Origin of the sequence: Methanocella sp. MCL-LM (assembly GCF_049676595.1) — an archaeon.
Lineage (GTDB): Archaea > Halobacteriota > Methanocellia > Methanocellales > Methanocellaceae > Methanocella_A.
On record NZ_CP187259.1, the window covers coordinates 2,248,579 to 2,272,622 of the forward strand.

General features: G+C 53.6%; 21 protein-coding genes and 1 tRNA gene. 5 read left to right on the top strand and 17 right to left on the bottom strand.

Annotation, left to right across the window (positions count from 1 at the left end):
* Nucleotides 1-858 precede the first annotated feature (858 nt).
* The 4 genes from uppS to ACPLPM_RS11670 form a co-directional block, all read right to left on the bottom strand.
* Nucleotides 859-1,842, bottom strand: a complete 984-nt coding sequence (gene uppS / locus ACPLPM_RS11655) for a polyprenyl diphosphate synthase (RefSeq protein WP_424356946.1) — start codon at nucleotides 1,840-1,842, stop codon at nucleotides 859-861.
* A 2-nt stretch (nucleotides 1,843-1,844) separates the two neighbouring features.
* Nucleotides 1,845-2,138, bottom strand: coding sequence for a DUF2551 domain-containing protein (locus ACPLPM_RS11660; protein ID WP_424359979.1), 294 nt, complete (start codon nucleotides 2,136-2,138; stop codon nucleotides 1,845-1,847).
* Between the two features lie 153 nt (nucleotides 2,139-2,291).
* Complete coding sequence (locus ACPLPM_RS11665) at nucleotides 2,292-3,341, bottom strand: radical SAM protein (RefSeq protein ID WP_424356947.1); 1,050 nt, start codon at nucleotides 3,339-3,341, stop codon at nucleotides 2,292-2,294.
* 81 nt (nucleotides 3,342-3,422) lie between these two features.
* Entirely contained in the window at nucleotides 3,423-4,676 is a 1,254-nt protein-coding gene (locus tag ACPLPM_RS11670; protein ID WP_424359980.1) for a UbiD family decarboxylase, read from the bottom strand.
* A gap of 275 nt (nucleotides 4,677-4,951) precedes the next feature.
* On the opposite strand from ACPLPM_RS11670, the gene ACPLPM_RS11675 reads away from it, so the two are divergent.
* Complete coding sequence (locus tag ACPLPM_RS11675; RefSeq protein ID WP_424356948.1) at nucleotides 4,952-6,283, top strand: M50 family metallopeptidase; 1,332 nt, start codon at nucleotides 4,952-4,954, stop codon at nucleotides 6,281-6,283.
* A 79-nt stretch (nucleotides 6,284-6,362) separates the two neighbouring features.
* On the opposite strand, the gene ACPLPM_RS11680 is transcribed toward ACPLPM_RS11675, so the two are convergent.
* Nucleotides 6,363-6,434, bottom strand: a tRNA-Cys gene (locus ACPLPM_RS11680).
* Nucleotides 6,435-6,547: 113 nt separating this feature from the next.
* Between ACPLPM_RS11680 and ACPLPM_RS11685 the strand changes: the two genes are divergently transcribed.
* A complete protein-coding gene (locus ACPLPM_RS11685; RefSeq protein ID WP_424356949.1) occupies nucleotides 6,548-7,297 on the top strand; it encodes a HesA/MoeB/ThiF family protein in 750 nt (249 codons plus the stop codon).
* Between the two features lie 34 nt (nucleotides 7,298-7,331).
* On the opposite strand, the gene ACPLPM_RS11690 is transcribed toward ACPLPM_RS11685, so the two are convergent.
* Genes ACPLPM_RS11690 through ACPLPM_RS11700 form a run of 3 tightly spaced genes read right to left on the bottom strand, consistent with a single transcriptional unit; the run spans nucleotide 7,332 to nucleotide 9,528 of the window.
* Nucleotides 7,332-7,889, bottom strand: coding sequence for a UbiX family flavin prenyltransferase (locus ACPLPM_RS11690; RefSeq protein WP_424359981.1), 558 nt, complete (start codon nucleotides 7,887-7,889; stop codon nucleotides 7,332-7,334).
* Between the two features lie 44 nt (nucleotides 7,890-7,933).
* The gene (locus ACPLPM_RS11695; protein ID WP_424356950.1) at nucleotides 7,934-8,338 is read right to left on the bottom strand and encodes a hypothetical protein; all 405 of its coding nucleotides are present in this window, start codon (nucleotides 8,336-8,338) and stop codon (nucleotides 7,934-7,936) included.
* Nucleotides 8,338-9,528, bottom strand: coding sequence for an HD domain-containing protein (locus ACPLPM_RS11700; RefSeq protein ID WP_424356951.1), 1,191 nt, complete (start codon nucleotides 9,526-9,528; stop codon nucleotides 8,338-8,340). Before ACPLPM_RS11700 ends, ACPLPM_RS11695 begins: the two co-directional genes overlap by 1 nt.
* A gap of 129 nt (nucleotides 9,529-9,657) precedes the next feature.
* On the opposite strand from ACPLPM_RS11700, the gene cofD reads away from it, so the two are divergent.
* A complete protein-coding gene (cofD, locus tag ACPLPM_RS11705) occupies nucleotides 9,658-10,551 on the top strand; it encodes a 2-phospho-L-lactate transferase (RefSeq protein ID WP_424356952.1) in 894 nt (297 codons plus the stop codon).
* Between the two features lie 222 nt (nucleotides 10,552-10,773).
* Nucleotides 10,774-11,295 carry a zinc finger domain-containing protein gene (locus ACPLPM_RS11710; RefSeq protein ID WP_424356953.1) on the top strand — a complete coding sequence of 174 codons (522 nt, stop codon included), beginning with the start codon at nucleotides 10,774-10,776 and terminating at the stop codon, nucleotides 11,293-11,295.
* Nucleotides 11,296-11,365: 70 nt separating this feature from the next.
* Here ACPLPM_RS11710 and ACPLPM_RS11715 read toward each other — a convergent pair whose 3' ends face one another.
* Nucleotides 11,366-12,661, bottom strand: a complete 1,296-nt coding sequence (locus ACPLPM_RS11715; RefSeq protein ID WP_424356954.1) for a cation:proton antiporter — start codon at nucleotides 12,659-12,661, stop codon at nucleotides 11,366-11,368.
* 275 nt (nucleotides 12,662-12,936) lie between these two features.
* Here ACPLPM_RS11715 and ACPLPM_RS11720 point away from each other — a divergent pair, with 275 nt between their 5' ends.
* Nucleotides 12,937-14,217 carry a cation:proton antiporter gene (locus tag ACPLPM_RS11720; RefSeq protein ID WP_424356955.1) on the top strand — a complete coding sequence of 427 codons (1,281 nt, stop codon included), beginning with the start codon at nucleotides 12,937-12,939 and terminating at the stop codon, nucleotides 14,215-14,217.
* Nucleotides 14,218-14,224: 7 nt separating this feature from the next.
* Here the strand turns inward: ACPLPM_RS11720 and ACPLPM_RS11725 are convergent, their stop codons facing one another.
* The 8 genes from ACPLPM_RS11725 to ACPLPM_RS11760 form a co-directional block, all read right to left on the bottom strand.
* Complete coding sequence (locus ACPLPM_RS11725; RefSeq protein WP_424356956.1) at nucleotides 14,225-15,679, bottom strand: TrkH family potassium uptake protein; 1,455 nt, start codon at nucleotides 15,677-15,679, stop codon at nucleotides 14,225-14,227.
* Nucleotides 15,680-15,964: 285 nt separating this feature from the next.
* Nucleotides 15,965-17,476 (bottom strand): TrkH family potassium uptake protein, encoded by a 1,512-nt coding sequence (locus tag ACPLPM_RS11730; protein WP_424356957.1) that lies wholly within the window; start codon nucleotides 17,474-17,476, stop codon nucleotides 15,965-15,967.
* Nucleotides 17,427-18,095, bottom strand: coding sequence for an NAD-binding protein (locus ACPLPM_RS11735; RefSeq protein WP_424356958.1), 669 nt, complete (start codon nucleotides 18,093-18,095; stop codon nucleotides 17,427-17,429). The genes ACPLPM_RS11730 and ACPLPM_RS11735 overlap by 50 nt, the downstream gene beginning before the upstream one ends.
* Nucleotides 18,096-18,301: 206 nt before the next feature.
* The gene (locus ACPLPM_RS11740) at nucleotides 18,302-19,783 is read right to left on the bottom strand and encodes a potassium/proton antiporter (protein ID WP_424356959.1); all 1,482 of its coding nucleotides are present in this window, start codon (nucleotides 19,781-19,783) and stop codon (nucleotides 18,302-18,304) included.
* 133 nt (nucleotides 19,784-19,916) lie between these two features.
* Entirely contained in the window at nucleotides 19,917-21,944 is a 2,028-nt protein-coding gene (locus tag ACPLPM_RS11745; protein ID WP_424356960.1) for a monovalent cation:proton antiporter-2 (CPA2) family protein, read from the bottom strand.
* A 94-nt stretch (nucleotides 21,945-22,038) separates the two neighbouring features.
* A complete protein-coding gene (locus tag ACPLPM_RS11750) occupies nucleotides 22,039-22,236 on the bottom strand; it encodes a hypothetical protein (RefSeq protein ID WP_424356961.1) in 198 nt (65 codons plus the stop codon).
* Between the two features lie 82 nt (nucleotides 22,237-22,318).
* Nucleotides 22,319-22,549 (bottom strand): Lrp/AsnC ligand binding domain-containing protein, encoded by a 231-nt coding sequence (locus tag ACPLPM_RS11755; protein ID WP_424356962.1) that lies wholly within the window; start codon nucleotides 22,547-22,549, stop codon nucleotides 22,319-22,321.
* 677 nt (nucleotides 22,550-23,226) lie between these two features.
* Nucleotides 23,227-23,970: a pirin family protein gene (locus tag ACPLPM_RS11760; protein ID WP_424356963.1), complete on the bottom strand. Its 744-nt coding sequence runs from the start codon at nucleotides 23,968-23,970 to the stop codon at nucleotides 23,227-23,229.
* Nucleotides 23,971-24,044: the final 74 nt, after the last annotated feature.

Consider the following 24,044-nt stretch of genomic DNA (forward strand, 5'->3'; position numbering starts at 1 on the left):
ATATCAACTGGATAATGGCGATCTGAGGAGATAAATACGTGTTATGTGGGGTGAAAGTAATAGCTGTATTGATGTGCGAGGCAGCACGACGATCGCTGCGCTGTGCCAAGAACACAGATTGAAACAGATTGCACAGATTACACAGATGGCAATTGGTAAAATATGGGTTATCTCAATAGTACTTATCGATTAAAATCTGTGTAATCCAGTATTCCCGTGCCTGAGGTGTAATCGGTGGCCTGTGTTACGGCCTTGTTTTGTCTATCGTGGGTAGCACGAATACACTAAACTACTTTTTTAGAGGGACACAAAAACCCTAATACGCTAAGGTACACGGCTAAAACACGAACTGCCCGAAGAGCACTATTAATCGACAAAAGCCACGAAGTACACGGCCTTAAAACACAAACAAGTGGCGCGAATGCTCGAAGACACCAAACTAAAACACAGTTGAACAAGCGGTTGCCATCGTTACCAGGGCCCGGGATTATTGTGCAGCCGCATCGCTACAGTTGTCGTGGCAGGTGTAAGGCGATATGGTTGTTTGTTTTAACTTGGTGTCTTAGGGTTTTCGCGGAACTTGTTCGTGTTTTTAGACCGTGTATTAGTGGCCTTCGAGCTTTAACCGGTGTCTTAGTGCAATTCGAGGTTTAGCCGTGAACTTTGGGCTTTCGGGCACTTTGTGTCCCTCTAAAAACAATTTTTGTGTCTTTGTGCTACCCACGAAAGCCCATACAAGGGCAGAACACCTGGCAGCTCAACAACCACAAGCCAAACAAGCACGTGAATACTGGGAATCTGTGCAATCTGTCCGAATCTCTGATCTGGCACAGCGCAGCGATCGTGTATGTTCGCACCTTATGCGATAGCGCCTTTCATGGCCTTAGCTACATGGGGGTCTTTGAGAATAGAAGCCGCTTCTTCGGCATTCAGTTCCAGGCCGGCTTTGAGGCCGTCGAGGATGTCGGTCTTGCTGAATGTCCCTGCCTGTTTCTTGATCTTGATCAGCCGCAGGGCGTACTTGACCTTGTGGTCCCGCTCCCGGTTCTGGTAAGCCCGGATGGCGCGGTAGAAGTCGATCTTGCGGAACTCGGGCCAGTATGGGGCCGAGATGTATATGGCACATTCGTTGCCGCTCGCCTGCCAGGGCAGGAAGTTGGACGTGCGCTCGTCTCCGCCGGTGCGGATGATCAGGTCTACGCTGGATTTTTGTTTGTTGTCTGTATAGAGGTATTCGTCCAGGGTATTCTCGGTGATCTCTTCCGGGGACATTTCGCCGGCTTTGATTTTCTCCGCGATTCTGGCAGCGCCGTCGACGATCTCTTTGCGGCCGCCGTAAGCCAGGGCCACGTTGAGGAAAAAGTTATCGTACTTACCTGTGGCATTGTGGGTTTCCCGGATCTCCTCCCGCATGTCGTCAGGCAGCATGTCCATGTCGCCGATGCAGTTGATCCGAATCTTGTACTTGTGCGTTTCCGGGCTTTCCCGGGATTTCCTCAGCTTGGCCTTGATCAGGTCGAAAATAGCCTTCTTCTCGTGTTCTGCCCGCTTGAAGTTTTCCGTAGAAAACGAGTAAAGAGTCAGCTGGCGAACTCTGAGCTGTTCGCACCACTGGATGACTCTTTCCGTGGTGTCGGCGCCGAGCATATGGCCTTTTTCGACTACATCGCCTATACGCTTAGCATAGCGGCGGTTACCGTCCATGATGATGGCGATGTGCTGGGGGATCGGGCCTTTCATGATCTCCCGCTTCATGGACAGCTCATACCACTTGTAAAGAACAGGTATGTGCTCGTACCACCTGGAAAAGAGCAGGTTGCGTATGATGCTTTTAAATGGCATACTCACGCGTTCTCAGTCTCTCGGAGCGCCTCTTTCACGAGGTGCTTATATTTTTCCTTAATAGAGTACATGTTGTGGTCACCGGTGACGTCCACGCTGAGGATGCCCGTCTTGGAGCCCATCAGGCCTACCATAGCAGGGGTACCCTTGTTCTTGACGTCGAAGTTCTTCTCCCGGAGCCTGTCGTCGATGTCTTTCGTCTCGTACGGCCCGTTCTCAAGGAACATCTCCAGAACTGCACGGCGACGGCCGTCCTTATCCCGGCTCAGGTAATCCTTGATCCTTGCGAGCACCAGTTCGTCTTCCGCACTATTCAGAGTGACCACTCCCGGATGATGAGATAATGAAATCAATAGACTGTAAATTGTCATCAATCATAAAGGTACCTGCCTTGCTCATGTCGTGAATCCCATGCCAAATCTGTCTATTCTCACCATGAATCACGAACGTCATAAAGGTATTCTCTCCACGACCAGCCCGTCTTTCAGGGGATACCTTTCGACAATGGACTTCTCAAAACCGGCCAGCTCCTCGGTGATGTCATCGAGGATCCACCAGGCAATTTCAATCCGTTCTTTGCCGATGCAGGCGTACATGTCCTGCGGAATGCCCAGTTTCTGCATAGCCGTCTGGGCTTTTGCGAGGTCGCCCCGGATCTCCCCGTAAACGATAGTACCATCGTCGGTGATCTCATCGAACGATCTTGCCATCCTCGACGCCGTCCGCTTCAGCCTTTGCCGCAGCTGAATTGCATCCTTAAAACGCGAGGAACAATACCTAATATTTGCACTGCTATTTAAAACTATCTCGTGCGCCAGAGTTTCAGAGCCCTGGACTGCATTGGATACCTCATCACGGAGCCGGTATCCATGCCGCTTCATGCCCGCGCTGTTGGTGTCCGAAAACTCGAGCTCGTTCAGGTTCAGGAACGCTCCGGCTTCTGCGATCGCCCGCTCGATCTCGGGCACTTTAGCGATCGCAGGTATCTCGATGCCGGCGCTCAGGCCGAGTTCTATAGCCTGCTTAAGTGAATCGTGATATTTTGAGCCGTGAAAGTGATCCCACAGGTCCACTGGCGGGTGCATTCTCAGCTCGTCCAGGCCAGCGTCCTTCAGCTGGGCCAGGACTTCCCGGGACGGCGCAGTACAGGTATAGAGATGGATATGATGCTCCTGCCCGAATTCCGCTTTCAGCAGCCGGATATAGTGCAGGGTGCGCTCCAGCCTCAGCAGAGGCTCGCCGCCGGTGAGGCCGGTGCCGAGAGCATCCATCCCGCGGGCTTCTTCCAGCACGTCCTCGTCGGACTCAACCTTCCGCTCGTTGGCGTAAGTAGAATCAACGTTCTTTCTCTCGGAGGAGATGGGACAGTAAAAGCAGTCTCTGCCGCAGACGCCGGTGATGAAGAGCACCATTTTGGCGCCCTCGTGGCAGAACCTGCAGCCATCGCAGAGGCTATAGTGCATGGAGCCTGTATCGTCTGTGGCGAGTTGCTTTTCCATATCTGCGACCATTTCCTGACCTGACCAAATCTTGATATTGCTGGTTTACACTTGTAAATAAATAGTTTCAGATCTCCGGCCTCAGATCTTCGCTCTCTCGAACTTGTCGCTCGCCTTCAGTGGCTTGGTCGCGTCGATACCCATCTTGGAGGTCACGTTGTCCTCGCAGACCGGGTCCAGCGAGCTGCCCCGGACGTTAGAGATAATCATGACGTCCTTGTCGGCCTTGACCCTGGTGGCGATCGCGTACTCGACGTCCATCGGGTCGAAGATATTGATATCGGTGTCCACGATGACCACGTGCTTGAGGCTGGTGTGGGCGGCAAATGCGGCCATGATAGCGTTCATGCCGTCGCCTTCGGTCTGCTTCTCGATCTGCACGATGGCGTGCAGGTAGCAGCACCCGCCCTCGGTGAGGACGACGTTTTTCACCTTGGTGACGCCGCCGACTGCCTTGTAGATGAGCGGCTCGTAAGGCACTCCCATAAGCAGCTTGTGCTCGGCGCCGCCGGGCAGAATGCCGTGGTAGATCGGGTCTTTCCGGGAGTACATCTTCTTCATGTGGATGATGGGCTCCGGGCGAATGTGATCGTACGAGCCGGTGATGTCCACGAAGGGACCTTCCTTGACCTTCTCTGCCGGGTCGATCTCCCCTTCGAGGACGATCTCGCCGTGAGGCACTTCCACGCCGTTGTCAAGCGTGACCAGCTCTAGCGGCTCTCCCTTAAGCGCTGCGGCGTAGTTCCACTCCATGCCTTCGGGCACCCTGGTGGAGGCTGCGAAAACAGTCACCGGATCGACGCCGATGACGATGCCGACCTGCAAAGGCTCGTTGTGCTTGGCGGCTTCCTTGTGGAGCACGTAGGTATGGCGGGGCGGGACCAGCCGGGCTGCCAGCGTGGTGTCATTGACGACCATCAGGCGGTGGATGGAGGCATTCATCTGGTCTTTATACTTAGAAACGACAATGCCTGCAGTAATATAAGCGCCACCATCTTTCTTGAAGTGCTTCATGATGGGCAGAGTGCTCAAATTCGCTTTAGACTTGACCTCGAACATCGGGGAATCGTCGACCCGCCTGATCTTGCCGTCGTAGCCAGTGCTGCTCAGCTTGTTGATGATCTGGTCCTGGCTGACGCCCAGCGCCCTGGCGAACTGCTCTCGCGAGTTCATCACATTCATGGCAGCCTTGCGGCCGAAACAGTCGTGGAAGACGATGCAGCGCTTATCGTTGTACGCCATGCGCGGCGCGTCGAACACCGGTGATACAGTCTTCGTCACGTCCAGCACGTTACCTTCCTTTCGCTGCATTTCGATGAATTCTCTGAATCCTATGGTCATACCAGAGCCTCTGCTTACCGTGCCTCGCCCGGGATTCCGGGTAGAACTCCTGACAGGCACTGCACTTTTTATTATACCGAGGCCGGGAGATAATAAATTTATTGGTAGCAGTTCCCTCGATCCCGCAGAATATAGATAATTTATATGGCCATATTTCTCGGCATTATCAATTTACGTGTTGAAACAATCCATAAAAAAGCAAAGTTATTTTACCATAGACTACTATACATTAGACTTTAGCTGTGGTGGGGGATGGAAGGCATGCATGTATGCGAACCATCTTGGCGGTACTGGTGGCTCTAGCCCTCGGGCTAATCGCAGTTACTGATGTGGCAACTGGAGAATACTACGGGATTCCGCAGCAGATCTTCAAGCTGGATATCAAAGAGGTAGCCCTGGACTTCGGGCTCAGCCACAATGAAAAAGTACTGGCCGTCAACCTGAGCCCGGTCACCACGCTAAATCCGTCGCTTGTCCTGATGGGCTCCGGTGTCGACAGGTACGAGCGGGCCTGGTTTGAAAACTATACTTATACAAACCCTGTGTACCCCAAGTATATACTGAAAGATGACGCCAGGAGCATAGGCGGGTCAAGCATAGACGAATTTGACCTGCTCGTCGTCGGAGGCCCAAAGCACAACGCGTATGCAAAAGAGCTGCTGGACAGGGGCGTGATTCACAACGTTACCCCCGGGGAAAAGATGCCGGCCGTAGTCATCCAGTCTGCCACTACTCAGAAGGGGCACCAAATTGTTGTTGTAGGTAGCGTCGCCGGCTACCCGGGCTATGTTGACGAGGAACCGCCAGCCCAGGCTAAACCTGACGATACCCTGCCCCTCGCAGTTGTCACCACGGGCACGATCCTGAGCATCCTCGGAGTTTACCTCTCGCAACTGTACAGCCAGGTATTCTCCTTTATCTATGGGTATGTCACCACACTGGCGGGAGAAGTAGCGAGCGAAAAAGAAGCCGAGATCCGGCACCTCAAAGCCCACAAGGTAAAAAAAGCCCTGCTGTTCGGGTGGTCCTGGCAGGAGCTAACCATCGCCACATCCTGTATCATACTTTTTGCCATCGCCTACATCATTGCCGACCGCATGGCCATGCTTCCCGAAAACATCGCCATCTACATAATCGTGGCCGGCTTCGTAGTCATCGCCCACGATGTCGGCCACAGGATTGTGGCCTTTCTGCTGAAAGTCGACGCCGAATTTCAGTTCTGGGGACTGGGAGCTATCACCATGCTCCTGACCTCCTGGCTCTTCAGCATGGTCTTCGCCCAGCCGAGCAGGGTCCTGATCGAGAAAGAAGAGCACAACGCGAACGAAATAGCCTCGATAATGCTTGCCGGACCTGCAGTCAGCCTGTTTCTATCCCTCGCCTTCCTGCTTCTCATGATGGTTGGCGGCGCCGTAGCAGAACTGGGGGCTCTTGGGTTCACCATGAACATGGTGACCGTCGTGTACAGCCTCATGCCGTTCAACCCCATGGACGGTAAGAGCATCTACGAGTGGAACCGAAGATACTGGGCGATTTTGTTTATCCCCATTTCGATATTGTTTATAGTAGTAACATGGTTCGGGATCTTTACCTGGGGCTAAAACGAAATCACCCGGCCAATCGGGCGGGCAAATAGAATAGTAAAGTCTTCGCTCCAAAGAATTAAAAATAGAAAAGGAGAGCCAACGTCCGGAGTCGAACCGGATTGAAAACGCTCTGCAGGCGTTTGCATGACCGCTCTGCCACGTTGGCGCATTGAAGCAAATCCAATAGGCACTTTTTGATATATAAAATTTACCAGTGAGATTGCGCATTAATGAATTTCTGGGCAATGAATATTAACAATAAAGTACGACTTAATACTGATGCAGCCGCTTGCCTTGACAGACTACGATCTACGCCGCTACAACCGCCAGATGCTCATGCGAGGCTTCGGGGAAGCGGGGCAGGAGAAGCTTAAGAAGACCAGAGTATTCATCGCCGGGTGCGGCGGCCTGGGCAGCCCCATCGCCACATATATGGCTGTCGCAGGATTCGGCTCTCTGGTCATTGCTGATATGGACGTGGTCGATCTTTCAAACCTGAACAGGCAGATTTTGCACTGGGATAAAAACGTGGGCGAGGACAAGGTAAAGAGCGGCTACGAAAAGCTGGCCCAGATCAACCCGTCGATCAACATCGAGCCCTTCAACGGCCGCATCGACGAGAACAACGTATTAGAGCTCACCAAGGGCTGCGACCTGATCATGGACGCCATGGACAATTTCGAGACAAGATACCTGCTTAACCGGGCTTCGCTTTACCATAATATACCGCTCATTCACGGCTCTGTCTGGGGCCTGGAGGGCAGGATCACCACCCTCATACCGGGGAAAACGCCCTGTCTCGAGTGTATCTTCCCGAAGGCGCCGCCTAAAGAGGTATTCCCGGTACTGGGAGCCACGCCGGGCGTTATCGGAACTCTGCAGGTGACAGAAGCGGTAAAGGTAATCCTCGGAATAGGAGAGCCTCTCGCCGGACGGCTGCTGGTCTACGACGGAGAGTACATGGAGTTTCACGAGCTGAAGATAGAGCGCAATCCGGCCTGCGCTGCTTGCGGAAAAGTAAAAGAATAAATGGATAGATAGCTGCCAGACGATATCAGGCAGCCTATTGTTTCCCTTTTCTTAGCTTAGTCGACGAAGTCGGCAGAGTGCTCTTTTTCTTCTCCGGCTCCCCCCACCGCTGGAAGATGTCGTTGTCGATGCCAGCCTGATCGAGGATTCTTCCTACCACGTTATCGACGAGGTCGTCGATCGTCTGCGGCCGGTTGTAGAAGCCGGGGCAGGCGGGCATGACGACGGCGCCGGCCTGCTTGACCTTGACCATGTTCTCCAGGTGGACCAGGTTGAGCGGCATCTCCCGGGGCACGATGATGAGCCTGCGGCTCTCCTTCAGGGTCACGTCTGCCGCCCGGCTGATGAGCGTGTCGGCAAAGCCGGTGGCGATGGAGGACAGGGTTTTCATGGTGCACGGCACGATGACCATCGAGTCCCACCGGTAGGAGCCGCTGGCCACCGGGGCCATAAAGTCTCCGTCGTCGTGGTAAAAGGTCGCTTTTTTAATGACTTGGTCGACGGGCGTATCCGTCTCGTACTCGATGATTTCTCTACCCTGCTCCGAGATGATCAGGTGAGTCTCGACGTGCCCGTTGAGCACGTCCAGCAGCCGGATGGCATACTGAACGCCACTCGCGCCGGTGATTCCGATGACTATTCTGCGGTTCGTAGCACTACCTCCATCTCTGAGATAAGTGAATTACTCATGATCATCACGTCTTTGATCTCCTGGGGAGTTATCTCGTCATAGTGTACCCCGACAACGACGGCGCAGTTACAGTCGAACTTTTTGGCCAGAAGTTCGGCCGCATCTTTCGCAATCCGGTCGTCCCGGTGGCCGGGCATGGTGATGACCGAAGAGCTGGCCAGGCCAGAACAGGTATTTCCTGCCCCGACAGCACCGATGTGGGCCTCGCCACCGGTAATAACGATTAACAAATCATTACCTATGCGCCTTGCGGTTAGTTTCAGAGTAAGCCGACCCTTTGTTATTTCCCGGCATACCTCAGAATTCGCTGTCAAGCGAACGCCGGCACGGTCCGAAGCTCTTGTTGCCATCAGGCAACCTCTAACTTACTCTGCTTCGGTACCTTCTCCACGTTGAAGTAGTCCTTCGCGATCTGGCCCACCTTCTCCCGGTATTCCGGCAGCGTGTAGACGCCCATACGCCAGTCGTCGGTGTACGAGTTCTCCATGATCCGGGCCAGGTTGGAGACACTGTCGAGGTACTTCAGCTGATCGTTCTCTGTGAGCACTTTCATGTTGCGCTCCTTGAACTCCGGCACCCGGGGGATGTCGACGAGGACGTAGCCCCTGTCGATACCCGCGAGCCTGGCGATTTCCACCTCTGCATCCCGGTGCACGTTGGTGTACCGCACGATGCTCCGGTCGACGGATTCGAAGCCTACGTACAGGGCCCGCTTGAACAGCTCGCGCTGGTTCAGCCGGCGGATGATCTCTCCCGGGTAGCCGGCCATGCTTCGCATCTTGACATTGAGCTCGTAGTCGTCCATGAGCTGCAGCTCGAAGGGGTTGATCAACCCCGAATCGATGGCTGTTTCGAGCGCGTTGACGAACATGGCACCTGCGATGCGCCCTACATGGTGATTATAGACCGAGGGATACATGAGGAACCGGGACATGAGCAGAGCTTCGGCCGATTTCAGCCCGCGCTGGTACAGCACCAGCGAATTATCCCTGAAGCCCAGGTGGCGGAGCAGGTGCTCGACGTCGACGATACCGTAGGATACCCCGGTGTAGTATGCATCCCGGAGGATGTAGTCCATCCGGTCCACGTCCAGCGTCCCGTTCACGATCTGGCTGATCCGGGTCTCGCCTTTGATGTGAGAGGCGATGGTAGCCGGTTTCATGCCCTGCTCTTCCAGGATGGAGGCGATCTCCGGCCGGTCCAGCAGGAACTTGACGTCTGCGTGATCCCGCCGGGTATACCGCTCGAGTACGTTCTCGCAGTCGTGAGAATACGGGCCGTGCCCCACGTCATGCAGCAGGGCGGCGACTTCGATCTCAGCCTTCTCCTGCTCGTCGAGATCTGCGGCGAGCCTGCCGGCCAGGTAGTACGTGCCGAGCGAGTGCTCGAACCTCGTGTGGTTGGCACCCGGATACGCCAGGTTAGTCCATCCGAGCTGTTTGACGTCACGCAGGCGCTGGACGATCTTCGTGTCCAGCAGCTTCTCGATGGAAGGCAGTATCTCTATATAACCGTGGATCGGGTCACGTATTGGGCTCACATGCTAAAATTGACGCTGATAGTATATATTGATTTCAAGCCAGAGAGCACATATTTCGAGACTACCATGCATCATCAGACAACTGTTGCAGGATATAGTATTATTACCCTTGCCACCAATTAACAAGCAATGTTCACGGTTTTATCAGGTGGTACTGGCACCCCCAAGCTGCTCCGGGGCTTCAAGGACAGCGAAGATCTGGCCGTCGTCGTCAACACGGCTGAAGATATCTACGCTTCGGGCAATAAAATCACCCCGGACATCGACTCGGTCATCTACACCATCGCCGGTGTGATCGATGATGAGAAGTGGTGGGGTATTCGGGGAGATACTTTCAACACCTACAATGCCCTCAAGGCAATGGGGCACTATGAAGAGCTGATGATCGGCGATAAGGACAGAGCTACACACATCATCAGAACCGAGCTGCTGCGGTACGGGAGCACCCTGACCGAGGCAACTCTGGAGTTGTGCGACGAGTTCGAGATCAAGACCAGAGTACTGCCCATGAGCGAGGAAGACGTGACCACAGTCGTTTCCACGCCCGAAGGAGACATGCACTTCCAGGACTTCTGGATCACCTTCAGGGGAGAGCCTGAAGTAAAGGATGTCAGGCTGCTGGGCGCACTGAAGCCCACAGACGAAGTCATGGACGTGCTGGGCATGTCGGAAAACATCATCATCGGCCCAAGCAACCCGATCACCAGCATCGGCCCAATTCTTGCCCTCGAGGGTGTCAAGGATGCACTGCAGGTCAAGTTTGTGGTAGCCGTCAGCCCGTTCATAGGGGACAAGCCCATCAGCGGCCCCGCTGCCAAGCTGATGAAGGCTAAAGGCTTCGAGCCGTCCACCCGGGGTGTAGCGGAGTGCTACAAGGACGTCGTAGATGTGTTCATCATGGACCAGCGGGACAATACGGACCTGTCAGGCTACGACTTCGAGGTAGACAAGTTCGACACCTTGATGACTAATACAGAGAAGAGCAAGGCGCTTGCGGATTTTGTGCTGAGCAAGTGCGTCTGATTGAATAGATAAGCTCGACGCCAGGCAGCCTTGTATGTAATTCGCAAAGGCGCAAGAACGCAGAGACGCAAAGTAATAACAGGAAAAACTTTGCGCCTTTGCGTCTCTGCGTCCTTGCGCCTTAAAATCGAGGCCTCCCGGGGCCGAGAATCAGTTACGTTTTCGCTCTGCATGCCCTGCTATCCGTCAAACTTTTTATACTATCCTGCCCATCTCAAAATCATGCCTAAGTATGCCGTAGTGATATGTCCTGCCTGCAGAAACCCGTTCATCATCGAGCCCGGGCCGAAGACAGTTTCATGTCGCTACTGTAACAAGAAGCACGAGACTAAGGGCCTCAGAGTCTTTTTGGCCACTGACGACTTTAAGCAGGCGCAGACCATGAGGGGTTCTATCAACGCCCACATCTGCGGCGATCCGACCTTCGACGAAGGGGTATCATGCGGAGCATTTGACAAAGAAGTCGCTGCGGATATTGAGGATGAGCGGTTTATCGAGGATAAGCGCCTGGTCGAAGAGAAAATGAGGGAAGAGGCTAAGCAGACCCGGACAAAGGGGCAGCAGGCTATCCTGACTGATACGTTCGGTGAACTCGGAGCCGGCGGAGACGTCTCGATCGACGAGTACTGGACGATCGTATCCGCCCAGGGCATCACCCGGAAAAAGTTTGATACGTGGATCGAGAAGATGCTGGAAACCGGTGTTGCCTACTCGCCCCGCCACGGGTACCTGAGAAAAGGCTGAAAGAAAAAATCAGTACAGGGCACCGATTTTTCTCTCAGTGCCCGACAGTTGCAATATATCTGACAGCCCGTTAAACCGTAGCATTGGCTGGTTTAGACGGACCCTTGCTCATCATTTTATAGGCCTGGGTCATCGCGATCGGAGTAATTACTGTCGTGACCACGACCATCAGCACGACGGCTGAGAACACGTCGTTCGAGAAAATCCCGGACGAAGCGCCGATACCCGCGATGATCAGACCGACTTCGCCTCTCGACATCATGCCAAGGCCGACGATGACAGCTTCTCTTGGGTTCCGGGTCATGATCCAGACCGGGAGACCGCAGCCTACGATTTTACCGACCATTGCCAGGACAATCAGGATGGCTGCGAAGATCAGAGAATCCTTAGTCAGGCCGGTCAGGTTGACCAGGGTGCCTGTCACTACGAAGAACAGCGGCGCCATGATGAAGTTCATCTTCTCCGCGACTTCCTGGATGGTGTCGAGGATCTTGGTCTCTGCAACCGACATGCCGGCAGCAAAAGCGCCGAGGATCGGAGCAAGGCCAGCCATACCGGCTACGTATGCGAACCCGAAGCACATGGCGAGAGCCGAAACTTCCTGCGTACCATCGCACCGGATGGCGCAGTGCTTACCTGGCTTGTGAGGGGTCCGGAGCTTGCCTTCTTCATTGTATACCTCGCAGTTTTTCCTCGGGCATAACTTGTCGATGATCTTTGCGATGACGAATACGCCGAAGAGAGTCATGCCGAGCCAGAAGCCGATGGAAAGGCCGGCAGTCCATACGATGGACATGATATCCAGGGAGCCGCTTCTCACCAGGCCGAGGACAATGGCGAGGACGATCAGGCCGAGCACGTCATCGATGACGGCAGCGCTGATCAGGACGTTGCTTTCCCGGGTCTTCATCTTGCCGATGTCTTTCAGGACTTTGACGGTGATCGCAATACTGGTTGCAGTTAGCGCAGCACCGACAAGCAGGGCTTCCTGCTGGGGGTATCCCCAGTAGATGACCAGTCCGTAGCCCAGGACGAAAGGTACGACAACGCCGCCGATGGCTACGATCGTCGCCAGCACCCCGCTTTTTCGGAAGTCGGCGAACCGGGTTTCGAGGCCTACCAGGAAGAGAAGCATCACTGCCCCGAGCTCGGCAAACACGTATACTACTTCGTTGATTACTATCAGGTGCGTGCCAAAAAGGACAAATCCGCCCAGCAGCGTCGGTGCCAGCAGTACGCCGGCCAGCAGTTCGCCGACAACGGCAGCTACATTGAACCGCCTGGCGATTTCCCCTCCGATTTTAGCCCCAATTAACAATAGGCACAGACTAAGTAAGGTCTCAAGGACTACGATTTCTCCTTCCATCCTCTCTTCCACCGAATATTTTGTTAAATGCTTGCTTATTGTCATATTTAAACATTGCCCACGTGGCCGGGTAGTCAGTTACCCGGGCGCCTGCCGGGCTGATTTTCATGACAGCCCCGGATTTGGCGTTAACGGTATGATCGGCACGTTTTTATAGGATTATTATAAAACACCCATACCATCACGGACGATCTGCCTGGAAGCCCCTAAAACGGCATACCTCGATTATCCCCAATCGCTTACCAGAACGATGTCGCCTATGAATGGTGAAACGAATGGATATAACACCCGCGATTCTCGCTGTCGGACTACTCGTGTTTCTCGCCCACCTGTTCACAGGCATCTTTAGCAGGACCCGTATCCCGGACGTGCTGCTGCTCATGCTTATCGGGCTTGCGATAGGCCCGCTGCTCAACCTCGCGACACCTGCAGAATTCGGGGTGCTGGGACCGCTGTTCACCACGATCACGCTGGTCGTAATACTGTTCCAGGGCGGCTTAGACCTCAAGCTGGACGTACTTTACAGATCCCTTCGAGGTTCAGTGTTCCTCACGGTGGCCAACTTCGTCGTCACCATGGTTGTCGTTGGGCTGCTCTCGATGGTTATGGCGGGGATGGACGTTTTAAGCGCTTTTACCCTTGGTGCCATACTGGGAGGCACGTCCTCTGCGGTCGTCATACCGATGGTCCGGCAGCTCGCCATGAAAGAGGAGAGCAAAACCATCCTGTTCCTGGAGTCCGCCCTGAGCGACGTGCTGTGTATAGTCGTGGCTATCGCGCTGATGGAATCGCTGAAGTACGGCATGTTCAACCCGACGCAGATCGGCGTCGAGATCGTCGCCTCTTTCCTGATCGCATCCTTGCTCGGCATGATCGGAGCCTTAGGCTGGTCGCTCCTGCTAAACCGCATCCGCGCGCTGGAAAATTCTATCTTCCTCACACCGGCGTTCGTCTTCGTCATCTATGGTATTGCCGAAATCCTGGGGTACAGCGGAGCAATTGCAGCGCTGGCTTTCGGCATCGTGCTGGGGAACGCTGACATGTTCAGCCGCGCCTTTGCCGGAGCACACCTGAGGATTATGCCTGTTTCCCTGAACAACACGGAGAAAATTTTCTTTTCCGAAGTGGTCTTTCTCCTGAAGACGTTTTTCTTTGTCTACATAGGCCTGTCGATCATTCTTTCGAACGTGACACTGATGGTCGTAGGACTGATACTTACCCTGATCATCTTCTACATACGCGTACCTACGGTGTGGATTTCCCTGCCCAGGAAAACTCCGGCGGCCGACGCCGCCATATCCGCGGTGATGGTCCCGAAAGGGCTGGCAGCAGCAGTCCTGGCCTCGATCCCCCTGCAGATGGGCCTGGCATCCGGCGAGCTGATCCAGTGTATCACATATGCGGTGATATTGTTCAGCATCGTGCTCAACTCGATCCTGGTATTCCTGCTTGAAAAAACGCCCCTGGCAAACTTTTACGGCTGGGTGTTCTCCGGCTTCGGAAAAGAGAAAAGCGAACCTGAAGAGGCCTCTCAAGCCACTGTTGCCGGCGGATAAGGCGAACCTATACTTTGAACCCTTTGAACAGGTACCGCAAGAGCAGTACGACAGGGATGATCTCAAGCCGGCCAAGCCACATGTTAGTCATCAGCAGTATCTTCCCTAAGCTGCCCATAGCCGGGTTGATCAGGTCGTTCTGAATGCCGACGTTGCCCTGAGCCGAGCATACGGCAAAGACAACCTGACTTAGACCATACTTCGGGTCCACGAAGTGAGAAAGTACCATAATGCTGATCAAGATGGCGATCAGGTACAGCAGGGAGATTAAGGCAGCTTCGGACAGCTCTTTGGTGACCACGTCGTCTTCAATCCGCTTGTTGCCGATCTTGATCGTGACGATAGCGTTCCTCGGGAGCAGGGTCCGCTTCATCCACAGCCTGATCTCGGTTGCCAGAAACATGGCTCTGGACACCTTCAGCCCGCCTGAAGTTGACCCGGCACAGCCACCTATGATCGCTATTAAAGACATGATTAGCAGGGATGTATAGGACCAGTCCGACAGGTTACTTGTCTGTAAGCCGGTGGTCGTCAGGCAGGAGGTGAACAGAAAAATGCTGTGGCGGAAGGTGGTGAAAAATTCGCCCATGTGATAATAATTTTCTACTGTGACTAGAATTACTCCGACGATAATAATGAGGAAATAGGTTTTGACTTCCGCATCGAGGTTCAGCAAGCTTTTCGGGCTCTTGACAGACTTATAGATAAAGACAAAGGGAAGGCCACCCAGGATCATCACGATCATCGTGGCGATTTCGATGGGGAAGCTATCATAGTGGGCGATGCTGTCCGAGTAAACGGAAAAGCCGCCCGTGCCGATCGAGGTCATGCTGTGGTTGATCGAGTCCCAGAGAGGCATTCCTGCCAGCATCATCAGGAAGACCCCGCCTGCGGTCAGGGCGAAGTAGAGGAACCAGATCATGTTGATCGTTGACCTGATGCTGGGCTTGATCTTGTCTTTTCTTGCCTCCGACTGGTACATGAGGTAAGTGCTGGTGCCCGGCCTGATGAGTATGGTGACTACAAGCAGGATGACACCGATGCCGCCGATCCACTCGGTGACGCTGCGGAAGAGCTGGATCGAGTGGCTTGAGTGTTCAGGGTAAGGTATCATGCTCATACCGGTGCAGGTCCAGCCCGAGATCGACTCGAAGCAGGCGTCGATCAGCGTCATATGCTCGATCATGAGGAAAGGAAAAACACTGATAGCCGGCACCGCGAGGTAGGCAATAGCTGCGACCAGCATGGCGTGCCGGAGCTCCAGCTCTTCCGACCTGGGAAAGATGATTTTTAAGACGATTGTCAAAGCTCCGCTAACTATGAAGGCTAATGAAAATCCAGGTACTGCATAACCCTCGCCCAGGAGGGCCGCGATGACGACCATCATCGCCATCAGGATAGAGGTAACTGCGAAGAGTCCGGTCAGGTTGCTCAGGATAATGCTGATATGCCTCCGGGACACCAGCCGATTTTCAGTTAATCCCCGCTGAGAATTTATACCGGATGCGAGCGACAAGGTTACTCCTCACCACAGTATATGGAATCGAGGTCGAAATTGGCTAAACCGTCAACCCCAGTATTGTTACTGGTTTAATTAGCATATACTGGCATTTTTACCTTGCAGGCTACACGTATAAATACTAATGGGCGGTAGTGATTGTCCTTATATTTAAATGTGGCGATCGATAGTATTATCAAACGCTGAACAGATAAGGTTTTACCGCAAAATGTCAGGTAAGTAGAAAAATTATACTTTAAAGCCTTTTAACAGAGCCCTCAGGAGCAGCAGGACAGGGATAATCTCGAGCCGGCCAAGCCACATGTTAATCATCAGCAGAACTTTACCGATGCTGCTCATCGCCGGGTTGATCAGGTCGTTCTGAATGCCGACGTTACCCTGGGCAGAGCAGACTGAGAAGATGATCTGGCAGAGATCGTATTTCGCCGGGTCAACTAAGTGAGACAGGATCATCACGCTGATCAGAATGGCGATCAGGTAAAGGAACAAGATTAGTGCCGACTCGGACAGCTCCTTGGTGATCACGTCATCCTCGAGCCGCTTGTTGCCGATCTTGATCGTGACGATCGCGTTTCTCGGCAGCAGGGTCCGCTTCAGCCACAGCCTGAACTGCGTATACAGGAACATAGCCCGGGCCACTTTGAGGCCGCCGGTTGTGGAACCGGCACAGCCGCCGATGATGGCTGCGATAGACATGATCAGGAGGGACGTGTAAGACCAGCCGGTCAGGTTTGACGTTTGCAGGCCGCCGGTCGTCAGGCAGGATACGAAGAGATATACACTGTGCCTGAAGGTGCCCATCAAATTGCCGAAATGCAGGAAATTTTCCGCCGTCACAAGCACTGCCCCAATAAAGAGGATAAAGAAGTATGCCTTTACTTCCGAATCGAAGTTTAAGACACTTTTCGGGTCTTTTATGATTTTAAAGATGAAGATGAAAGGCAGAGCGCCGATGATCATCAAAACCATCGTCACGATCTCGATCGGGAAACTGTTGTAGTGGGCGATGCCGTCCGAATAGATGGAGAAGCCACCCGTGCCGATAGCGGTCATGCTGTGGTTGATCGAGTCCCAGATAGGCATCCCCGCAAACAGCAGCAGGATAACGCCGGCGACGGTGAGGATTAGGTACAGGAACCAGATCATCTTTAAGGTTGACTGGATGCTCGGCATGATACGGTCTTTTCTAGTCTCGGACCTGTACATCAGATAGGTGCTTGTACCAGGGCGGATGAGGATGGTCACCATGAGCAGAATGACGCCGATGCCGCCGATCCACTCCATAATGCTCCGGTAAAGCTGGATCGTGTGAGAAGAGTTTTCCGGGTAAGATATCATGGTCATGCCGGTGCAGGTCCAGCCGGAAACCGATTCGAAAACTGCGTCGACCAGCGGCATCTGCTCAACCATCAGGAAGGGGAAAACACTGACTGCGGGCACCGCAAGGTAAGCAATGGCTGCCACCAGCATGGCGTGCCGGAGCTCCAGCTCCTCGGCGTGCGGGAAGAGGATCTTCAAGACAAGCGCGAGGCCTCCGCTAAGTACGAGTGTAACGATGAACCCCGGCGCCGCATAGGCCTCGTTGAGGACCAGGCAGACGACAATCATAAGGGCCATCACGGCCGCCGTGATGGCGAAGAGCCCCGTCAGGTTGCTCAGGATGATACGGAGGTGCTTATGTGACTCCAGCTTATTTCCCGAGCGTTCCCACTGAGAATAAATGGAAGATACGATCGACAAGGTTTCTCCTCACGAACACATACACCGAATCGCCCTCAGTGATCATAGTGCCACCCTCGGGGATAATGACATCATCTCCCCGCTCGATGGCGATGACAAGAACGTTTGGCGGCAAGCCGAGGTCTTTGATGGCTTTTCCGGCAGCGTGAGATTTTTCTTTGATGATGATCTCGAGAATCTCTGCCTTACCGCCGGCCAGGCTCACGAAATCGTTGATCGTCGGACGGAGCATCGTGTTATAGATATCTTCTGCCACGACGGCATCCGGATTCTTCTGAATAGTAATACCTATTCGCTTGAAAATATCGATGTGCTCGGGCTCATTGACGATAGTAGTCAGATGCTTGACGCCGCGCTCCTTCGCCTGCATCATCACCATCAGGTTCACCGCATCGCTACCGGTCGTACAGATAACACTATCAGCCTCGCCGATACCCGCCTCTTCAAGAATAGAGGCAGAAGTAGCATCTCCCGGGATACTGATCAAGTCAAACTTAGCCGCGATATCCTTGCAGCGCTCATGATCTACATCGATGACCACTACATTATGTTTTTCTGTCACTGCAATTCGGGCAAGGTTCTGACCAATCCCACCAAGGCCCACAATGATGATATACAACACTCACACCAACCGTAAACGGCTTTTACGTAATAGCAGCATTAACCTATAAATACTCTGGGGCAGAAGAGATAATAGTCATATAAAAAGATGGCGGTAGCAAGCAAAAGTGCGCTGTTTTCAAATGCTATTACGGCTCCGCCATGACGCCAGGTCTAGAATACTCCTACAGATCAATAATAGACCGGTTCCGTCCGAGATTCTGGCTATTGCCGGGTCAGGCCGAATATTGGGCATATCTGATCCCGCTGCCGCTTATTAGCCAGCACGGTGATGACATCGTTGACCTCCAGAACCGTGTTTCCGCGGGGTATGATGACTTCATTGCCCCTTTTCACAGTAGTGATAAGGACGCCATCAGGCAGGTCGAGGTCCATGACAGCTTTGCCTGCAGCCGCAGAGTCTTCGAGGATATCGATCTCGAGAAATTCGCTGTTCATGTCTCCGACGTGAACCTGCTCCCGGGCGCAGGCGAGGACAGCTACGTCAGGCTCTTCGAGTTTAAGCAGCCTCGCTATGTACGGTATGCTCGCACCTTGCAGGAGCACGGATACGACTACGATGAAGAACACCAGGTTGAAAATGGTGTGGCCATTATCGATTCCGGCGATCAGGGGGAACGTGGCAAGGATAATTGGCACGGAGCCCCGCAGCCCTACCCAGGATATTAACAGCTTCTCTTTGAAGCCGAACTTCGACAGGATCATGGTCAGGAAGACACTGACAGGCCGGGCTATGAGCATCAGGAACAGCGAGATGATGATACCCGCCGGCAGGATTGGGATCAGCTGTGCCGGGAAAACTAACAAACCCATAGTGAGGAACATGACGATCTGCATGATCCAGGCCAGGCCGTCGTGGAAATACCTGAGGCTGGTCTTGTGGATGAACTTGCTGTTACCGTAGATCAGCCCGAGAAGGTATACCGCCAGGATACCGCTTCCGCCGAGCAGCGCTGTTAATCCGTAGGTGAGCAGGACAGTGGAGACGGTGAAGGCCGGGTAGAGGCCTTCGTACTCCAGCCTCAGCCGGTTGATCAGCCCAAGGCTGACCCTGGCCATTCCGTATCCAACAAAAGCGCCGATGATCAGCTGGCTGAAAAAGATCGGGATCACGTTGATTAGCGAAGACTGTGGGGTTGCGATGAGGTAGATGATGCTGATGGTCAAGAAAACAGCCATAGGGTCGTTGCTGCCCGACTCGAGCTCGAGCAAAGGCTTCAGCCGGCCCTTCAGCGAAACTTTCTTAGACCTGAGAACGGCGAACACAGCCGCCGCATCTGTCGAAGATACGATGGCGCCCAGGAGGAGTCCGTATAGTAGTGGCAGCTTCAGCACGTATGCTGCAAAGATGCCCAGGATTATGGCGGTCAGGAGTACTCCCAGAGTAGCTAGCAGGGCCCCGTCTTCGATGACAGACCGCACGTTCTTCCATTTAGTGCTTATCCCGCCGTCGAAAAGGATAAATGCCAGCGCCACGATGCCGATAGACTGGGCCAGCCACGCATCATCGAAATAGATGAGGTTCAGCCCGTCCGAGCCTGCAACTATGCCAATCAGCAGGAAAAGCAATAGCACAGGTACCCCGAGCTTCTCCGAGGTCTTGCTCGCCAGGATACCCAGGAGCAGGAGAATTGCAGCGCCGAACAGGATAGTTTCAATCGCCAGCATCAGAGTAGCCCCAATCATTAGTAAGATAGGTCTGGCGATATATTTGCGTTTTAGACGGAGAGCACGGACAAAAGATGACTACCGGGATGCAAATTACCAGAGTACCTCAGTGCAGATAGCCAAAATTCGGCAGGCAGGACAAGAAAATAAACTACTGTTTTGGCGGTACCTGCAGCTCGCTACTAACCCTGGCACTTTCGGAGCTTTGTTCGCTGAATAAGCCGGTCGCTCCTGCCAGCCGGTCATGGCTGCCGAACAGGAATACTGTGTCGCCGTCGAGCAGAGTTGTATCAGCGCCCGGATTGTAAATTGTTTCCAGGCCCCTCTGGATCAATACTATCGTTACACCGTATTTTTTCCTGAGTTCGATATCCTTGATGCTCTGATTGCAGACGGGTGTGTCCGCTTTGATCACTATGGTGGAAATCTCAACCTCAGGCACGTTCGTGCCAAGATCTTCCAGCGTATAAGTCTTAGACTTGTTCCTGAACATCTCGTAGTTCTCGGATCTGACATCGGTGGTCAGCCGGTCGATGTCCGACTTCGGCACGAGGTACTTCTTCAGGACCCGGGCGAAGATCTCGACCGAAGTCTCGAATTCTTCGGGTATGACTTCGTTCGCCCCAAGCTCGTAGAGAGACTTCATCTCTTTAAGGTACCTGGTCCGGACGATGATGTGAAGTCTCGGGTTCTTACTCCGCAGGACGTGGACAATCCTCCGGGTGGCAATGGAATCGGATATAGCGATAACTGCGGTTCTGGCTTCGGCCACCCGGGCGTGTTCGAGGACCATATCGTTGGTTGCGTCACCATAGAAGATCAGCTCGCCCTTGGCTTTTTCCACGACCACGGTATCGGGGTTCATTTCGATGATGACATAAGGTATCCGGGATGCCCTGGCCGCCCGGGACAGGTTTCTGCCGTTAAGGCCGTAACCTATGATGACCAGGTGGTCCTTCATGGTGAACGCTTCTTCCTTAACCGGGCAGTTGTTCGCCTTTAGCCGGGTAGGCAAAGGCAAGCTGCAGATAAAGTCCGAAGTCTTCGGGGAGAGGTTCAAAATGAATGGCGTGGCACCCATCGTCAGGATCGATGCAGCCAGGAAGAACTGATACTGGTCTGCGGTAAGCAAGCCGCTGTCGGCGCCGATCTTGGACAGGATGAACGAAAATTCACCCACCTGCGACAGCGCCAGTCCTACGATGACGATAGTCCGCATCGGGTATCCCAGGGCCAGTGTAGCCGCGCCCCCCATCAGTGCTTTGATCAGGATAATACCGATGACAGCGGCGACGATAATGGCAGGATGGCTGAGGAAGAAGCTGATGTCCAGCATCATGCCGATAGATACGAAAAAGATGCTGGTAAACACGTACCTGAAGGGGAGTATACCTCCGAGCGCCTGGTGGCTGAACTGAGATTCGGAAATGATCAGCCCCGCCAGGAAAGCGCCCAGCGCCAGCGACAGGCCGATGCTCTGGGTCAGCCACGCCATGGCGAGACAAAGCACGACGACGCTGAGCAGGAAAAGTTCCTGGCTCCTCGTCTGCGCCACTCTCTGGAGGACTTTAGGCACGATCCACACGGTACATACGATGACCAGGAAGATGACGGCGACCACTTCGATCATCATCAAGGGTATCGTACTCAGAATATCCCCCGACTTTCCAGTCAGCAATGGGATTAGCAGCATCATGGGCACAGCGACTATGTCCTGGAAGATCAGGATACCGAGAATGATCCGGCCGTGCGGAGTCTCGAGCTCATCCCGGTCCTGCAGTAGCCTGAGCACGATAGCGGTGCTGCTGAGCGAGATGAGGAAACCTATCAGGACGGACGTATTGAAAGAGAGGCCAAGCATACTGGCGACGACAAACGACACCAGAAACGTGAAGAGCACCTGCGCCACTCCGCCGATGAGCAGCTCCTTTTTAAGCTCGATCAGCTTCTTGAAGGAGAACTCCATGCCGATAGTGAACAACAGCAGGACTACACCGATCTCTGCGAAGTAATCGATGTCGTGGGTATTGCTGATGATGCCGAACACGTGGGGCCCGGCCAGGACGCCCGTCACCAGAAAGCCGATGATCTCAGGGATTTTAAACCGGTAGCAGATCAAGAGCACTAAGATCGAGAAGGCAAGTAAAATGCTGATGCTGCCCAGGAATGAAAAATCCATCTGTATACCCCTGCTACTCCCTGATTAAGCTAAATACAACACCGTGTGATCATATAAAACGGTATCGTTTTTATCCTGCCAGCTGATTTCTGCCCTATTTGTGAGAAATCGTAGCCATGACAATCAAAAGAAAAATTACGCCTGCCAGAGCCAGGAAGAACCATTTGAACACGCTGACAAAACCCAGCCCCTGCACTTTAGACAGGTACTCGCTGGCCACAAACAGAGCAAGACAAATAAGTATGCCAATAATCCCTTTGTAGTGAAACTGGTCGATGTCAAATCCTGCCATAAATCCTTCCGGCCTGACTATTGACAGAGAAAGAAAAACTGGCATTCGCCGGCTTTCCCTGCAGCATGAAGCTTAAATAATACTAAAGCTCAGCGCCAATGATGGTCTTAGTGGAGGTGACCCCTTCGATCTCCCTGACCGTATCGACCGCCTTGTTGATGTCAGTGAGGCCGTTTACATCGATGATCGCGATGAAATCGTACTCGCCGAACACGTGGAAGACTTCCCGGACGCCGTCGATTTTAGTCAAATCGTTGTAGACAGAGCGCTCCTCGCCCGGCACCACGTTGATCATGGTCACGCCTATTACCATTGTAACTTACACCGAAGAATAATGGGCACCACATTATATAAGCATTATCGACAGCAAGCCCACCCAAAACTAACAATAACCACGCCGGCATAGCCCCTTATCCCGACAACTGGAAAGCAGATGTTCTAACCACGGCGACCCGGAGACACGGAGACAACGCGGGAAACGATGGCAGGATGGTTATTTGAACCACGGCGGCACGGCGGCACGGAGACAACTCGTACCCGAATAGCAAGGCCCTCTTTTTTATTGATCCACGGCGGCACGGCGGACTGACGGCACGGGGACAAATATGTTTTCCTTCCTTCATGTTATAGATCGAAAGTCAGGCTGAAACGATTGGATAGTAAGCATATGGTTAATGCTCTGTCTTGGTGTCGCCGTGGACTAAAAAAGGAGTTTACTTATACCGGTTCACCACTGTCTTGGTGTCGCCGTGCCGCCGTGGTTTTATTTACCACTGGCTCGTCGTGGATCGCCTTGTCTTTGTGTCGCCGTGCCGCCGTGGTTCAAATATTTGATCTACAGTTGCCAGGATAAAGAGCCGTGCCGCCGTGGTTCAAATATTTGATCTACAGTTGCCAGGATAAAGAGCCGTGCCGCCGTAGTTCAAACACCTGATTCCTCGTTGTCAGGATAAGGAGCAGTGTCGCCGTAGTTTACTACGCAGGAAAAAATTAGCGCCGCTCTTCCCGCCGGACGGCTTTGCCGGGCATGTCGACCATCAGGATTTCAGCGTCGGCCATGGCTTCCAGGCGTATTAGCGGCTCCCCCTCGATCCTGGCTGCGGCGAAGGGTGGTATCTCCCGGCCGTTGAGGAGGACCGGCCCGCCTTCGATCATGTAGAAGTAAGCGTTGCGGGCTTTGAACTGGTAGAGCAGCGGGGTTTCCTTTTTCAGGTAAGCTGCAAAAACGGATACGTCCTGGTGTATCTTGAGCGAGCCCGGATGGTGGTTAGATACGATCGGATAAAACCGGTTGGTGCGGGCTTCCCGCCCTACTTCCTTCATCGCCATACCAGGGGTTAAACCCATAGAGGAGGGGGGAAACCACATCTGGATGACCCGGGCAGGCATGTCCTTCCGCACGTTGATCTCCCGGTAGTGCAGCCCTTTACCCATGGTCACGACCTGCGCGTGGCCTTTTTTTAGCGTATTGTAGTTGCCGTCGTCATCGTCGACAAACTGGTATTCTCCGGTAGCGCAGTAGGAGACCATCTCGAAGTCCCGGCGGAACTGGCCGGTATAGGCTGCGCCGGGCGACAGGAAATTATCGTTAAAAGCTTTCAGCGGGCCGAAGCCCATCCGGTTCGGGTCGTAGTAGTTGTCAAAGGAATAGTGCCATTTACCGTTGAAAGACCCGTCGTCCACATGGGCACTGACCTGGTAGACGTCCTTCGCCAGCCTGACATTAATCGCCACGACAACAACCTAAGGTAATAACACGCCTGCTTACATATAATTTATTCCCTGTGCCCGGCTTTGCCGGGCAAGTA

Bases quoted from the DNA above. Each gene is read 5' to 3' on its own strand.
- uppS (WP_424356946.1), bottom strand. From the start codon at position 1,842: ATGCCATTTAAAAGCATCATACGCAACCTGCTCTTTTCCAGGTGGTAC.
- ACPLPM_RS11665 (WP_424356947.1), bottom strand. From the start codon at position 3,341: ATGGAAAAGCAACTCGCCACAGACGATACAGGCTCCATGCACTATAGC.
- ACPLPM_RS11675 (WP_424356948.1), top strand. From the start codon at position 4,952: ATGCGAACCATCTTGGCGGTACTGGTGGCTCTAGCCCTCGGGCTAATC.
- ACPLPM_RS11685 (WP_424356949.1), top strand. From the start codon at position 6,548: ATGCAGCCGCTTGCCTTGACAGACTACGATCTACGCCGCTACAACCGC.
- ACPLPM_RS11695 (WP_424356950.1), bottom strand. From the start codon at position 8,338: ATGGCAACAAGAGCTTCGGACCGTGCCGGCGTTCGCTTGACAGCGAAT.
- cofD (WP_424356952.1), top strand. From the start codon at position 9,658: ATGTTCACGGTTTTATCAGGTGGTACTGGCACCCCCAAGCTGCTCCGG.
- ACPLPM_RS11710 (WP_424356953.1), top strand. From the start codon at position 10,774: ATGCCTAAGTATGCCGTAGTGATATGTCCTGCCTGCAGAAACCCGTTC.
- ACPLPM_RS11715 (WP_424356954.1), bottom strand. From the start codon at position 12,661: ATGGAAGGAGAAATCGTAGTCCTTGAGACCTTACTTAGTCTGTGCCTA.
- ACPLPM_RS11720 (WP_424356955.1), top strand. From the start codon at position 12,937: ATGGATATAACACCCGCGATTCTCGCTGTCGGACTACTCGTGTTTCTC.
- ACPLPM_RS11740 (WP_424356959.1), bottom strand. From the start codon at position 19,783: ATGATTGGGGCTACTCTGATGCTGGCGATTGAAACTATCCTGTTCGGC.
- ACPLPM_RS11745 (WP_424356960.1), bottom strand. From the start codon at position 21,944: ATGGATTTTTCATTCCTGGGCAGCATCAGCATTTTACTTGCCTTCTCG.
- ACPLPM_RS11750 (WP_424356961.1), bottom strand. From the start codon at position 22,236: ATGGCAGGATTTGACATCGACCAGTTTCACTACAAAGGGATTATTGGC.
- ACPLPM_RS11755 (WP_424356962.1), bottom strand. From the start codon at position 22,549: ATGGTAATAGGCGTGACCATGATCAACGTGGTGCCGGGCGAGGAGCGC.